Origin of the sequence: Saccharothrix espanaensis DSM 44229 (assembly GCF_000328705.1) — a bacterium.
In the GTDB taxonomy this organism is placed as follows: domain Bacteria; phylum Actinomycetota; class Actinomycetes; order Mycobacteriales; family Pseudonocardiaceae; genus Actinosynnema; species Actinosynnema espanaense.
In genome coordinates this window covers 1,302,830-1,314,495 of the sequence record NC_019673.1, presented here as the reverse complement: position 1 = coordinate 1,314,495, position 11,666 = coordinate 1,302,830, and the positions used below count along the sequence as shown (strand labels likewise).

Annotated in this window: 11 protein-coding genes; 8 read left to right on the top strand and 3 right to left on the bottom strand. The window is 73.5% G+C overall.

Annotated elements, in window-relative coordinates; all coding sequences use genetic code 11:
- Window positions 1-15 precede the first annotated feature (15 nt).
- The 5 genes from BN6_RS48405 (at window position 16) to BN6_RS06170 (ending at window position 7,550) form a co-directional block, all read left to right on the top strand.
- Window positions 16-1,341, top strand: a complete 1,326-nt coding sequence (locus BN6_RS48405; RefSeq protein ID WP_015098696.1) for a helix-turn-helix transcriptional regulator — start codon at window positions 16-18, stop codon at window positions 1,339-1,341.
- 512 nt (window positions 1,342-1,853) lie between these two features.
- Window positions 1,854-2,000, top strand: a complete 147-nt coding sequence (locus tag BN6_RS46490) for a hypothetical protein (protein ID WP_158509349.1) — start codon at window positions 1,854-1,856, stop codon at window positions 1,998-2,000.
- Between the two features lie 64 nt (window positions 2,001-2,064).
- The gene (locus BN6_RS06180; RefSeq protein ID WP_231905082.1) at window positions 2,065-2,556 is read left to right on the top strand and encodes a PH domain-containing protein; all 492 of its coding nucleotides are present in this window, start codon (window positions 2,065-2,067) and stop codon (window positions 2,554-2,556) included.
- Window positions 2,553-4,100, top strand: coding sequence for a PH domain-containing protein (locus tag BN6_RS06175; RefSeq protein ID WP_015098694.1), 1,548 nt, complete (start codon window positions 2,553-2,555; stop codon window positions 4,098-4,100). Before BN6_RS06180 ends, BN6_RS06175 begins: the two co-directional genes overlap by 4 nt.
- A 276-nt stretch (window positions 4,101-4,376) precedes the next feature.
- Window positions 4,377-7,550 (top strand): BTAD domain-containing putative transcriptional regulator, encoded by a 3,174-nt coding sequence (locus tag BN6_RS06170; protein WP_015098693.1) that lies wholly within the window; start codon window positions 4,377-4,379, stop codon window positions 7,548-7,550.
- On the opposite strand, the gene BN6_RS06165 is transcribed toward BN6_RS06170, so the two are convergent.
- A complete protein-coding gene (locus tag BN6_RS06165) occupies window positions 7,470-7,742 on the bottom strand; it encodes a hypothetical protein (protein ID WP_015098692.1) in 273 nt (90 codons plus the stop codon). The two genes, BN6_RS06170 and BN6_RS06165, sit on opposite strands and share 81 nt — an antisense overlap.
- A 71-nt stretch (window positions 7,743-7,813) precedes the next feature.
- Here BN6_RS06165 and BN6_RS06160 point away from each other — a divergent pair, with 71 nt between their 5' ends.
- Together BN6_RS06160 and BN6_RS43310 are read left to right on the top strand one after the other, a co-directional pair.
- Window positions 7,814-8,698 (top strand): helix-turn-helix domain-containing protein, encoded by an 885-nt coding sequence (locus BN6_RS06160; protein ID WP_015098691.1) that lies wholly within the window; start codon window positions 7,814-7,816, stop codon window positions 8,696-8,698.
- Window positions 8,699-8,719: 21 nt separating this feature from the next.
- Window positions 8,720-8,890 carry a DUF397 domain-containing protein gene (locus tag BN6_RS43310; protein WP_015098690.1) on the top strand — a complete coding sequence of 57 codons (171 nt, stop codon included), beginning with the start codon at window positions 8,720-8,722 and terminating at the stop codon, window positions 8,888-8,890.
- Here the strand turns inward: BN6_RS43310 and BN6_RS06155 are convergent.
- A complete protein-coding gene (locus BN6_RS06155; RefSeq protein ID WP_231905081.1) occupies window positions 8,887-9,855 on the bottom strand; it encodes a GlxA family transcriptional regulator in 969 nt (322 codons plus the stop codon). The genes BN6_RS43310 and BN6_RS06155 overlap by 4 nt on opposite strands.
- Window positions 9,856-9,874: 19 nt before the next feature.
- On the opposite strand from BN6_RS06155, the gene BN6_RS06150 reads away from it, so the two are divergent.
- Complete coding sequence (locus BN6_RS06150) at window positions 9,875-11,200, top strand: MFS transporter (protein ID WP_173430515.1); 1,326 nt, start codon at window positions 9,875-9,877, stop codon at window positions 11,198-11,200.
- Here BN6_RS06150 and BN6_RS06145 read toward each other — a convergent pair whose 3' ends face one another.
- Complete coding sequence (locus BN6_RS06145) at window positions 11,201-11,623, bottom strand: hypothetical protein (RefSeq protein ID WP_015098687.1); 423 nt, start codon at window positions 11,621-11,623, stop codon at window positions 11,201-11,203.
- Between the last annotated feature and the right edge of the window lie 43 nt (window positions 11,624-11,666).

Below are 11,666 nucleotides of genomic sequence, written 5' to 3'. Positions count from 1 at the left end.
GGGCTGATGGACCGGATGACGATTCCCGTTCAGCGAGCGGCCGATCCTCGCGCCAACGCGGTGACGAACCTGCGTGAGGCGCGGATGGCCCTGGACGAGGGCCGTCCCGGGGACGCGTTGGAGTCCGCCGAGAAGGCCGTCGCGGCGTTCTCCTGGCTGGACGACGCGGAAGGCGTGGCGCAGAGCGTGCTCGCCCAGTCGGTCGCGCTGGGCAAGCGCGGGCTGCTGCCGGGCGCGCTGGACACGATCGACCGGGTGCAGCAGATCGCGTCGGCCAACCGGCACGCGCTGCTCCAGGCGTGGTGCAGCTTCTCCCGGGCCGTGGTGGAACTGCGGCTGGACTCGCGGGAGCGGTCCCTGCACTCGCTGGCGCGCGCGCTGGGGCTGGCCGAGCTGACCGGGGACGCCGAGCTGACCGGGTCCATCCTGTTCGAGCAGGCCAACCTGATGCGCACCCAGTACCACGAGCACTGCATGGTCCGGGCCGAGGCGACCCGGTGCAGCCCGGACGGCGAGCCGTGCGTGCGCAAGCTGCGGCGGGCCGAAGCGCTGTGCGCGCAGGTCCGGGACAAGTGGAAGAACCTCGACGAGCCGGTCCGGATGGCGCGGGTGAACCTGCTGCTCGCGCACGTCCGGCTGGACCTGGGCGAGCTGGACCGGGCGCTGCGCTCGTGCCAGCGGGCCGACCAGTTGCTGGCCGGGCGGGAACGGCCGGTGCTGCGGGCCGAGCTGCTGATGGCGCGGGCCCGGGTGAACGGCGCCCGGGGGCGGACCGTCGACCAGGTGCGCCAGCTCACGCAGGCCGCCGAGCTGGCCATGAGCTGCCTCGCGCGGGAGGTGGCGGTGCGGGCGCACGGGGCGCTGAGCGTCGCGCACGAGCGGTCCGGCCAGCTCGGTGCCGCGCTGCACCACGCGCGCGCGCAGTTGGAGCAGTACCGGCTGTGGGAACTCCAGGAAGGTCGTGACCTGCTGCGGATGCGCGAGCACGACCTGTCGGCCCGGCTGGTCGAGCAGTTGGCGCACCACCGGTTCGAGCCGCGCCGGGAGAACACGGTGGTCCGGGCGCCGCGGCACGAACCGTCGCTGCGCACGTCGTCCTCCGCCGAACAGGTCAACCGGCGGATCGCGCGGGCGCTGGCCGCGGGCCTGACCAAGCGGGGTATCGAGGTGCTGCGGAGGGTCGCGGGCGGGGCCAGCACGACGGCCATCGCGCAGGAGCTGGAACTGTCCCCGAAGACGGTCCAGAACCACCTCCAGCGGATCTACCGGACCATCGGCGTCCGGGACCGCGCGGGGGCCGCGGTGTGGTGGCTCGACCTCGTCGACGATTCCACGGGTTGAGACGCGTAACCGGGCGAACGGCCCTCTCGTTGCCGCCAATGGTGGGATGTTCACGACAACCGGAACGTCCCGCTTGGGGGTTTTGCCTATCCCGATGCGACAGAACTGGGTGATGAGCCGCATGACACCTGTGTGTCATGCTCCGCTTGGACGCTTGTCCCTGCGTCCCCTGGCGAAGCGGCGGTAGTGCGATGCGGGTGGTCGGTGGGCGTTCGAGCCCGCGAGAGGTCGCCCGGCGGCGGCGCGTGCCCGTCGCGTCGCACGGCTTCGCACCGGCCCCCTCCAGCACCGGGCGGACGGCCGGCGCACGGCCCGTCCGCCGCCCCGAGCAGCGTCTCCGGCTCACGCAGCCGCGGCACTCAGCCGGCCCCCGATCGGCCGGACGGCGTCCGACGCCGCCGACGTGCCACGCGCAGCCGAGCGCCGAACCACGCGCCGGCCCGGCCGGCCACCCGGCGACGACCCCGGTCGTCGTCCTCCTCCAGGCCGCTACCAACGAATGGAGCTTGACGATGGTTGTCAACGCGATCCGCAGGATCCTCGCCGTCGTGGCCCTCTGCGCCGGGCTCGGCGCCGTCCTGGCCGCGCCGGCGAGCGCGGACGTGCAGCGTGAAGGCACCTCGACGGAGATCTTCATGCCGCCGTACGTCGCGCCGTAGGTCACGCACCGCCGAGGCCGGGTCCGCGTCCGCGCGGGCCCGGCCTTGGGGCATTGTGGACGCCGTGAGCACCGATCAGTTGCGCCTGCGTGCGCCGCGGCACCGCGTGAGCCGCAAGTCGATCACCCTGTGGACGTTGAACGCCCTGATCGGCTGGGCCGTGCTGCTGGTGCCGCAGGCGGTGGCGCTGGTGTTCAGCCGCTCGCCGTGGCAGGTCGCGGTGGCCGTGGCGACGCTGGTCGTGGGCACCGCGCACACCCTGGTGATGCCGCGCTGGCGGTACCGGGTGCACCGCTGGGAGGCCACGCCGGAGGCGGTGTACACGCTGGCCGGCTGGCTGAACCAGGAGTGGCGGATCGCCCCGGTGTCCCGGATCCAGACCGTCGACACCAAGCGCGGGCCGTTGCAGCAGCTCCTGGGCCTCTCGACGGTGACCGTGACGACGGCGTCGGCCGCCGGGCCGGTGCACATCGAGGGCCTGGCGCACGACGACGCGGTGCGGCTGGCCGACGAGCTGACCTCCACCACGCAGGCCACGCCGGGGGACGCCACGTGACCGGCGATCTCCCCGACGGGCGGTTCCCGGCCGCGCCGGCGTTCGTCGAGCCGGTGGTGGACTGGCACCGGCTGGACGTGCGGATGCTGGTCGTGCGGCCGTTGAACGAGATCATCGGCCTGGTGCCGCTGTTCATCGGGCTGATCGTGCTGGGCAAGGGCGAGACCTGGCGGATCCTGGTCAGCATCGGCGTGATCGTGGCGATCGTGCTGTTCGGGCTGCTGCGCTGGGTCACCACCCGGTACCGGATCACCGTCGACCAGGTGGAGATCAACTCCGGGTTGTTCGTGCGCAAGCGGCTGGCGGTGCCCCGGGACCGGATCCGGACGGTGGACCTGACCGCGAAGCTGGGCCACCGGCTGTTCGGGCTCTCCGCGATCCGGGTCGGCACGGGTCAGCGCGACCAGCCGGGCGAGGACGGGCTGACGCTGGACGCGGTGTCGTCGGCCGAGGCGGAACGGCTGCGGGTGTTGTTGCTGACGCAGGTCGCGCGCGAGACCGGCGGCGCGTCGGAGCCGGTCGGGGGCGTCCCAGGAGGTGTCCCAGGAGGTGTCGCGGAGGGCGTCGCGGAGGGCGTCGAACTGTCCGCTTGGGACACGCGGTGGCTGCGGTTCGCGCCGTTGACGCTGTCCGGGTTGGTCGCGGTCGGCGCGCTGTCCGGGTTGACGGCGAACTTCGCGCGGGAGTTGGAGGTGGAGGTCCTCGGGCCGCTCACCGACGCCGCGCACTGGGTGGTGGACCAGCCGATCGGGCTGACCGTGGGGCTGTTCGCCGCCGCCGTGCTAATGATCGCCGGGTTCGGGTCGGTGGTCGTGTACGTGGTGCAGTTCTGGGGCTACCGGCTGACCCGCGAACCCGACGACACCGTCCGGGTGCGCCGGGGCCTGGTGACGACCCGGTCGGTTTCCGTTGCCGAGCAACGACTTCGCGGCGTCGAGATCACCGAGCCGTTGCTGCTGCGGGCCGGGCGCGGCGCGCACGCGAAGACCGTGACGACCGGGTTGGGCCGCAAGGGCGAGAGCAACCTGCTGCTGCCGCCCGCACCGGTCGCCGAGGCGCACCGGGTGACGGCGGAGGTGTTGCGGCAGACGCCGCCGCCGACCGTCGCCGCGCTGCGCCGGCACCCCGCTGCCGCGTTCCGCCGCCGGATGGTGCGCGCGGTGGCGCCGTTGCTGGCGCTGGCGGCGGGGCTGGCGGTCTTCGCGCCGGCGTGGACGTGGCAGGTGACCTTGGCGCTGGTGCCGTTCTCGGCGTTGCTGGGCTGGGACCGGTACCGGTCGCTGGGCCACGTGCTGACCGAGCGGTACTTGGTGGCCCGGCAGGGTTCGGCGGTGCGCGAGACGTTCGCGTTGCAGCGCACCGGCATCATCGGCTGGCGGGTGTCGCGGTCGTTCTTCCAGCGCCGGGCGGGCCTGGTCACGATCTCGGCGACCACCGCGGCGGGCGACGGGGCCTACCACGTGGTGGACGTCGACGAGGCCGAAGGTCTGGCGATGGCCGAGGAGGCGGTGCCGGACCTGCTGCGGCCGTTCCTGGAACGGTGAGTGGGGCACCCGGCGCCCCCCAGGACCGGAAGGACCCGCGTTCACGGCGGTCACGCGGGTCCGACGCCCCTGCCGCGCCACTTCCCCCTCCGGGCGCCCCACTCACCTCGTTGCGCCGGACCGCTCGACGATCCGCGCACACCGCACGTTAGGGCGCGTCGGTGGTGGTAGCGCTGTAGAGCGCCGGGCCGACCCCTACCTGCGGGGACGACCCGCTATCCGGGACGATCGGCAATACCGGCGGCAAACGTGTCGAGACGCTGACACGATTGCCCCATGCCCGACGCCCACCAGCTCGCGCGCTTCGCCCGCGCTGTGCGCGGTCACCGGCTGGCCAACGGGGTGACCCAGGCGGAGCTGGCGGCCCGCTCGGGGGTGAGCGTGCGGACCATCCGCGCGGTCGAGCAGGGGCACGCGACCCGGCCGCACGCCGCGTCGTTGGCCAAGCTCGCGGCGGCGGTCGGGCTGGACTGGCCGCCCGCCGGGCCGAGGATCGGCGTGCTGGGCCCGTTGGCGGTGGACGCGGGCGGCCCGGTCCGCTGGGAGTCGCGCAAGCCCCGGGTGCTGCTGGCGGTGCTCGCCGTGCACGCCGGGCAGCCGGTGTCGCAGGCCGAGATCGTGGACGTGCTGTGGGGCGAGGACGTGCCGCCCACGTGGCAGAACCTGGTGCACGGCTACGTCGCGCGGGTGCGGGCGGCGTTGGACGACCCGACGGCGGTGCGCGCGTCCCGGCACGGCTACCGGCTCGTGGTGCGGGACCTGGACCTGCTGCGGTTCGACGCGCTGGTCGCGCGATCCCGCGCGGCCCCGCCGGTCGAGGCGATCGGGCTGCTGTCCGAGGCGCTGGAGCTGTGGCGCGGGCCGCTGCTGGCCGACCTGCCGGAGGAGGTGCGCGGCCACCCGACCGTGCACGCGATCACCGCCCGCCGCGTCGCCGCGGCCCTGGCCCTGGCGGACCTGGCGCGGGAGCACGACGTGGCCGGCGAGGCGGTGGACCACCTGCGCCGGCTGGTGGTCGAGGAGCCGCTGCACGAGGGGCTGCACGCCCGGCTGGTGCTGGCGCTGGCGGCGGACGGCAGGCAGGCCGCCGCGCTGGAGGAGTTCGCCCGGGTCCGGGCCCGGCTGGTGGACGAGCTGGGCGTCGAGCCCGGCGCCGAGCTGCGCGCCGCGCACGTCCGGGTGCTGCGCCGCGACCTGCCCGAACCGGCGGACCCGGTGCCCGCCCAGCTGCCGCCGGCCACCGGCCACTTCACCGGCCGGCGGGCCCAGCTGCTGCGGCTGGACGGGCTGCTCGCGAACCAGGGCCGGACGGTCGGGATCACCGCCATCGCGGGCACCGCGGGGGTCGGGAAGACCGCGCTGGCCGTGCGGTGGGCCAACGACGTGCGGCACCGGTTCCCGGACGGGCAGCTCTACATCGACCTGCGCGGGTTCGCCGAGCACGAACCGGTCCGGCCCGCCGAGGCGCTGGGGCGGTTCCTGCGCGCGTTCGGCGTGCCGCCGGAACGGGTGCCCGCCGACCCGGACGAGGCCGCCGCGCTGTACCGGACGACGGTGGCGACCCGGCGGGTGCTGGTGGTGCTGGACAACGCGGCCGGCGCGGAGCAGGTCCGGCCGCTGCTGCCCAGCGGTCCGGGCAGCCTGGCCCTGATCACCAGCCGCGACCGGCTCGGCGGGATGGCGGCGCGCGAGGGGTTGGTGCGGCTCGCGCTGGACGTGCTGCCCGCGCCGGACGCGCGGGCGCTGCTGGAACGGGCGCTCGGCGCGGCGCGCGTCGCGGCGGAACCGGACGCCGCGCGGGAGTTGGCCGAGCTGTGCGCGCACCTGCCGCTGGCGCTGCGGGTGGTGGCGGCGAACCTGGCCGACCAGCCGCACCGGGCCTTGGCCGACCAGGTCGGGGAGCTGCGCGAGGGCAACCGGCTGGCCCAGCTCGGCATCGACGGCACCGGGGAGGCCGCCGTGCGCACGGCGTTCGAGCTGTCCTACCGCAGGCTCGCCGAACCGCACCGCCGGCTGTTCCGGTTGCTCGGCGTCGTCGCGGGACCGCACTTCACGGCCGACGCGGCGGCGGCCCTGCTGGACGCCGACCGGCGCGCCGCCGAGCACGGCCTGCGGGTGCTCTCGTCGGCGCACCTGGTCCAACAGCTCTCCCCCGACCGGTACGGCTTCCACGACCTGCTCCGCCTCTACGCCCGCGAGCTCGCCGAACCGGAGACCGCCGCGGCGCGCCGGCTGTACCGCTGGTACCTCGACGGGGCGGACGGCGCGGCGCGGGCCGCCTACCCGCACATGCTGCGCCTGCCCGCGCGGATCGGCGAGACGAGGTCGTTCGCGGACCAGGAGACCGCGATGGGGTGGCTCAACGACGAGATCGCCAACCTGGCCGCCGCCGTGGCCGACCGCCGGTTCCCCGACGTGGCCCGGACGGCGTGCCTGCTGGCCGACGCGCTGCGCGGCTACTTCTGGCTGACCATGAAGATCGCGCTGTGGGAGTCGACCGCCCAGGCCGCGCTGGCGCTGGCCCGCGCCCGGGGCGACACCGCCGCCGCGGCCGCCGCGAGCCTGAGCCTGAGCAGCGCCCGGTTGCGCAGCAGCGACCAGGTCGCGGCGGCCGGGCAGAGCGCCGTCACGCTCGACCTGGCCCGCGCGGCCGGGTGGTGGGAGGGCGAGGTGGCGGCCGGCGGCACGCTCGCCGCGTCGCTCTACCACATGGGCGAGATGGACCGGGCCGCCGCGCACCTGGAGCACAACCTGTTGGCGGCCGGTTCGGAGCGGACCCGGTGCACCACTTTGGTGCTGCTGGGCAACGTGTCCTACACCGGCGGCGACCTGGACCAGGCCGCACGGCGCTACCAGGAGGCGGCGCGGCTGTGCCGGTCGATCGGGTCGCACTACGTGGAGGCGATGGCGTCCGGCGCGATGGTGGGCGTGCTGCGGCGGCAGGGCCGGATCACCGAGGCGCGCGAGCACGGGCTGCGCTCGCTGGCGTACTTCCGGGAGATCGGCGACCTCGCGTCGGAGAGCCAGACCCTGGTGGTGCTGGCCGAGGTGGAGTTCGCGGCGGGCGACCCGACCACCGCCCTGGCCACCGCCGAGGTCGCGCTGGAACTCAACCGGCGCACCGGCGAACGGGCCGCCGAGATCGACGCCCTGAACTGCCTGGGCACGATCCGGGCCGCCCTGGGCGACCACGCCCGCGCCCGCGCGCTGCACGAGGAGGCGCTGGACGTGGCGAAGCGGATCAAGTCGCCCTACACCGTGGCGCAGTCGTTGGTCGGCCTCGGTGACGAGGAGTCGTTGCGGCAGGCGTCGGAGTTGGCCGACAGACACGGCTTCGGGTTGGTGCGGCAGGACATTCTCGCCCTCAGGTCAGGGTTCCCGGCCCAGCCACACGAGCCGCGCGCTGCTGTCGTCGCCGCGGGAGAACCGCCGCACCACACGTTCGGCTGAATCGGAGCTCAAGCGCACCCCGTGCGGACCGATCACCTCGATATGGTCCTCCCACGCCAGTCCCCACGCCGCGATCTCGGCGTCCTCGTACTCGCCGAACTCCCGCAGCACGGCGAACAGGCGCGGCTGCTCCTCGGTGATCATCTCGGCCACGAACTGGTGGTATTCCGACTGGTCCGGCGTGAGCGACATGACGCTAGAGTGCCGGCTGGAATTGCAGTATCGAGCCGGGATCCCGTTTCTACACCCAATCGGAGTACCTCATGACGCAGGACATCGGCGCGGCGGCCAGCGCGACCGTGCGCAGGTGGCAGCTCACCGAGACGCTGCGCCGGCTGCGCGAGCAGCGGTCGCTGACCATCGACCAGACGCTGGAGCTGTTGCGCGACAAGCCCGGCAAGTGGTCCCGGTCGAAGATCAGCCGCATCGAGACGCGCGAGCAACGGGTCAAGCCGCACGAGGTCGACCAGCTGCTCGACGCCTACGAGGTCACCGACCTGGCCACCCGGCTGTGGCTGGCGGACCTGGCCACCACCGCGCACGAGCGCGGCTACTGGCTGGCCATCCGCAAGGACCTGCCCGAGGACTTCCACGACTTCCTCGACGTCGAGGCCGCGCTCGTGGCGCTGCGCCAGCTGGAGACCATGGTGGTCCCCGGCCTGCTCCAGACCGGCGACTACACCCGGGCCCTGATCTACGGCGCGAACCCGGGCATGGCGCACGAGGTCGTGGACCGCCGGGTGGTCGCCCGGCTCGCCCGCCAGCAGGTCCTCGCCCGGCCGAACCCGTTGCAGTACCACGTGATCCTGGACGAGGCGATCCTGGAACGGCCGGTCGGCACCCCGCTCGTGATGCGGCTGCAACTGCGCCGACTGCTCGACACGGCGGACCAGAGCCACATCAAGATCCAGGTCCTGCCCAAGGCCGCGGGCGCGAGCCCGGCGCTCGACGGCCCGTTCTCGGTGTTGAGCCTGCCCGAACCGATTCCGGACTTCGGGTACGCGGAAGGCCCGGGTGGCGCGGTCTACGTCGAAGGTCGTACCGAGGTCCGCGAGTGCATCGAACGGTGGGGTGTCCTGACCGAGCGCGCGTTGTCACCGGCGGATTCCCTGGACGTCATCGGTGAGGCGGTGAAGACTTACGGGTGATCGACGGACGAGGGGCGTGCGATGAGCGACTGGCGCAAGAGCAGTTACTCCGGAAGCGGCGGCACCGGCGGCGGGAACTGCGTCGAGATCACCTTGCGGGGCAACGGGTTCCTGGTGCGGGACAGCAAGAATCCCGACGGTGGAACGGTTCCCGTGACGCGCGCCTGGCTCGACTCGCTCAAGGCCCGTTAGCCCGCCGGGCGGAACGTCGTCCGGTAGGCGCTGGGCGAGACCCCGACCAGCGCGCTCATCTGCTGCCGCAGGGCCGCGCCGGTGCCGAACCCGGCGTGCCGGGCCACCTGGTCGACCCCGAGCTGGGTGGTCTCCAACAGGTGCCGGGCCCGCTCGACCCGCTGCTGGGTGATCCACTTGCCCGGACTCACCCCGGTCTCCTCGCGGAACCGGCGGGTGAACGTGCGCACGCTCATCCGCACGTGCCCGGCCAGCACCCGCAGTTCCAGCGGCTCGTCCAAGTGCGCCAGCACGTACGCGCGGGCCGGCGCGGTGGACGCCGCCGCGGCGTCGGGCACCGGCCGTTCGATGAACTGCGACTGCCCGCCCGGACGCCACGGCGGCACCACGCACCGCCGTGCGGCCTTGTTGGCGATCTCCGCGCCGAGGTCGTTGCGCACCAGGTGCAGGCACAGGTCGATGCCCGCCCCGACACCGGCCGACGTGAGCACGTCGCCGTCGTCCACGAACAGCACGTCCGGGTCGAGGTCGACGTGCGGGTACAACCGCCGGAAGGTGTCCGCGTGCATCCAGTGCGTGGTGGCCTTGCGCCCGTCCAGCAACCCCGCTGCGGCGAGCACGAACGCCCCCGTGCAGATCGACATCACCCGTGCACCACGGGCCGCAGCGGCGCGCAGGGCGTCACGCACGTCGTCGTCGATCGTGCCGTCCTGCATCGGACCGCCGCCGTACACGCCGGCCACGATCACCGTGTCGGCTTCGGCGAGCAGTTCCAGACCGTGGTCCGGGGTGACGGTGAACTGCGCCGAGCTGCGCACCGGACGTGCGCCGGGCGTGCAGACGCACACCTTGTAGTGGCGGGCGTCGTCGTCACCGGCGCGGGCGGCGTTGAAGATCTGCGACGGGGTGCCCAGGTCGAAGACCACGACGTTGTCCAACGCCAGCACGGCCACCAAGTGCGTCATGGCCGGATTCTTGCACATGATGGCCGTCCGGCCACTGGCCCCGGTGCGGACGGTCGAGCACGCTCCTGACGTGACTCGAAGCAGATGGGCATGGGTGGTCGCGGGCGTCAGCTTCGTGGCGCTGATCGGGGCCGCCGGGTTCCGGGCGACCCCCGGTGCGTTGATCGAACCCCTCCAGCGGGAGTTCGGCTGGTCCACGGCCACGATCGGGCTGGCCGTCTCGGTGAACCTCCTGCTGTTCGGGGTCACCGCGCCGTTCGCCGCCGCGCTCATGGAGCGGTTCGGGGTGCGCAAGGTGGTGGCGTGCGCGCTGACCGTGGTCGCGATCGGCAGCGGGCTGACCGTGTTCATGACCACGAGCTGGCAGCTGGTGCTGTTGTGGGGCGTGCTGGTGGGCCTGGGCACCGGGTCGATGGCGCTGGCGTTCGTGGCGACCATCACCGGCCGCTGGTTCGTCAAGCAGCGCGGCCTGGTCACCGGCGTGCTCACGGCCGGCGGCGCGACCGGTCAGCTGGTGTTCCTGCCGGTCGTGGCGTCGCTGGCGGAGTCCTCCGGGTGGCGCTCGGCGTCGATCGTGGTGGCGGTGGCGGCACTGGCCGTGGTGCCGCTGGTGCTGCTGCTGCTCCGCGAGTACCCGGCCGACCTGGGCGTGCCCCCGTACGGCGGCACCGAGGTCGTGCCGCGCCCGGTGCCGGCCGGCGGTGCCGCCAAGCGCGCGATCACCGCGCTCACGTCGGCCGCGCGCACCGGCCCGTTCTGGTACCTGGCAGGCGGTTTCGCGATCTGCGGCGCGACCACCAACGGCCTGGTCGGCACCCACTTCATCCCCGCCGCGCACGACCACGGGATGCCCACGACCACGGCGGCGGGCCTGCTCGCGCTGGTCGGCGTGTTCGACATCGTGGGCACGATCTTCTCCGGCTGGCTGACCGACCGGGTGGACTCGCGCATCCTGCTCGCCGCGTACTACGTGCTGCGCGGCGCGTCGCTGCTCGTGCTGCCGCAGCTGTTCCAGGACTCGGTGCACCCGAGCATGCTCGTGTTCGTCATCTTCTACGGCCTGGACTGGGTGGCGACCGTGCCGCCGACGGTCGCCCTGTGCCGGGAGGTGTTCGGCCTGTCCGCCCCGGTCGTGTTCGGCTGGGTGTTCGCCTCCCACCAGATCGGCGCGGCCATCGCCGCCACCGCCGCCGGCCTCACCCGCGACCACTTCGGCAACTACGCACCCGCCTGGTACGTGGCCGGGTTCCTCAGCATCGGCGCGGCGTTCCTGTCGATGAGGATCCGCCGCTCGCCGGTCGGCTCCGGGGACCCGACCGGCGACCTCCAACCGACGCGGACCTGATCAGGAGTAGTAGACCCGGCCGGACGCCTGCACGTTGCCGGTCCCCGGACTGGTCACCTCGGCCCGGAACCGGTACGTGCCCGGCGTGGTGTTCCACACGGGGTAGTTCGGGCGAGGGCAGTCGGCCGCTCTGGTGCCCTGGTCCAGCCACCCGCCGATGGTCTGCTTCTCCAGCCGGATCGTGAACGACGCGCACGAGTTGTCGTTGACCCGGTGGCCGACGACGACGGACACGGCCGTGTAGCCGTTCGTCGACGCGGTCCACGTCGGCGAGTTGTAGGCCCAGTCGAACGTGGCGGACCAGTCGAACGGATCGCCCATCGAAGTGCGGGCCGACGCGTTGGCCACCGCGCCCGTGCACACGAGCGCGAGCACGGCGAGGGCGGCGGCGAACCAAGCCGTGACACGGTGGGTCGAGGACATCGGGGTTCCCTCCGACGAGACGGTCCCCCGACCTGTCTCCCAC

Excerpts from the sequence above, each read along its gene's own strand:
- BN6_RS48405 (WP_015098696.1), top strand. The coding sequence starts at position 16 with ATGACGATTCCCGTTCAGCGAGCGGCCGATCCTCGCGCCAACGCGGTG.
- BN6_RS46490 (WP_158509349.1), top strand. The coding sequence starts at position 1,854 with ATGGTTGTCAACGCGATCCGCAGGATCCTCGCCGTCGTGGCCCTCTGC.
- BN6_RS06170 (WP_015098693.1), top strand. The coding sequence starts at position 4,377 with ATGCCCGACGCCCACCAGCTCGCGCGCTTCGCCCGCGCTGTGCGCGGT.
- BN6_RS06165 (WP_015098692.1), bottom strand. The coding sequence starts at position 7,742 with ATGTCGCTCACGCCGGACCAGTCGGAATACCACCAGTTCGTGGCCGAG.
- BN6_RS06160 (WP_015098691.1), top strand. The coding sequence starts at position 7,814 with ATGACGCAGGACATCGGCGCGGCGGCCAGCGCGACCGTGCGCAGGTGG.
- BN6_RS43310 (WP_015098690.1), top strand. The coding sequence starts at position 8,720 with ATGAGCGACTGGCGCAAGAGCAGTTACTCCGGAAGCGGCGGCACCGGC.
- BN6_RS06155 (WP_231905081.1), bottom strand. The coding sequence starts at position 9,855 with ATGACGCACTTGGTGGCCGTGCTGGCGTTGGACAACGTCGTGGTCTTC.
- BN6_RS06150 (WP_173430515.1), top strand. The coding sequence starts at position 9,875 with ATGGCCGTCCGGCCACTGGCCCCGGTGCGGACGGTCGAGCACGCTCCT.
- BN6_RS06145 (WP_015098687.1), bottom strand. The coding sequence starts at position 11,623 with ATGTCCTCGACCCACCGTGTCACGGCTTGGTTCGCCGCCGCCCTCGCC.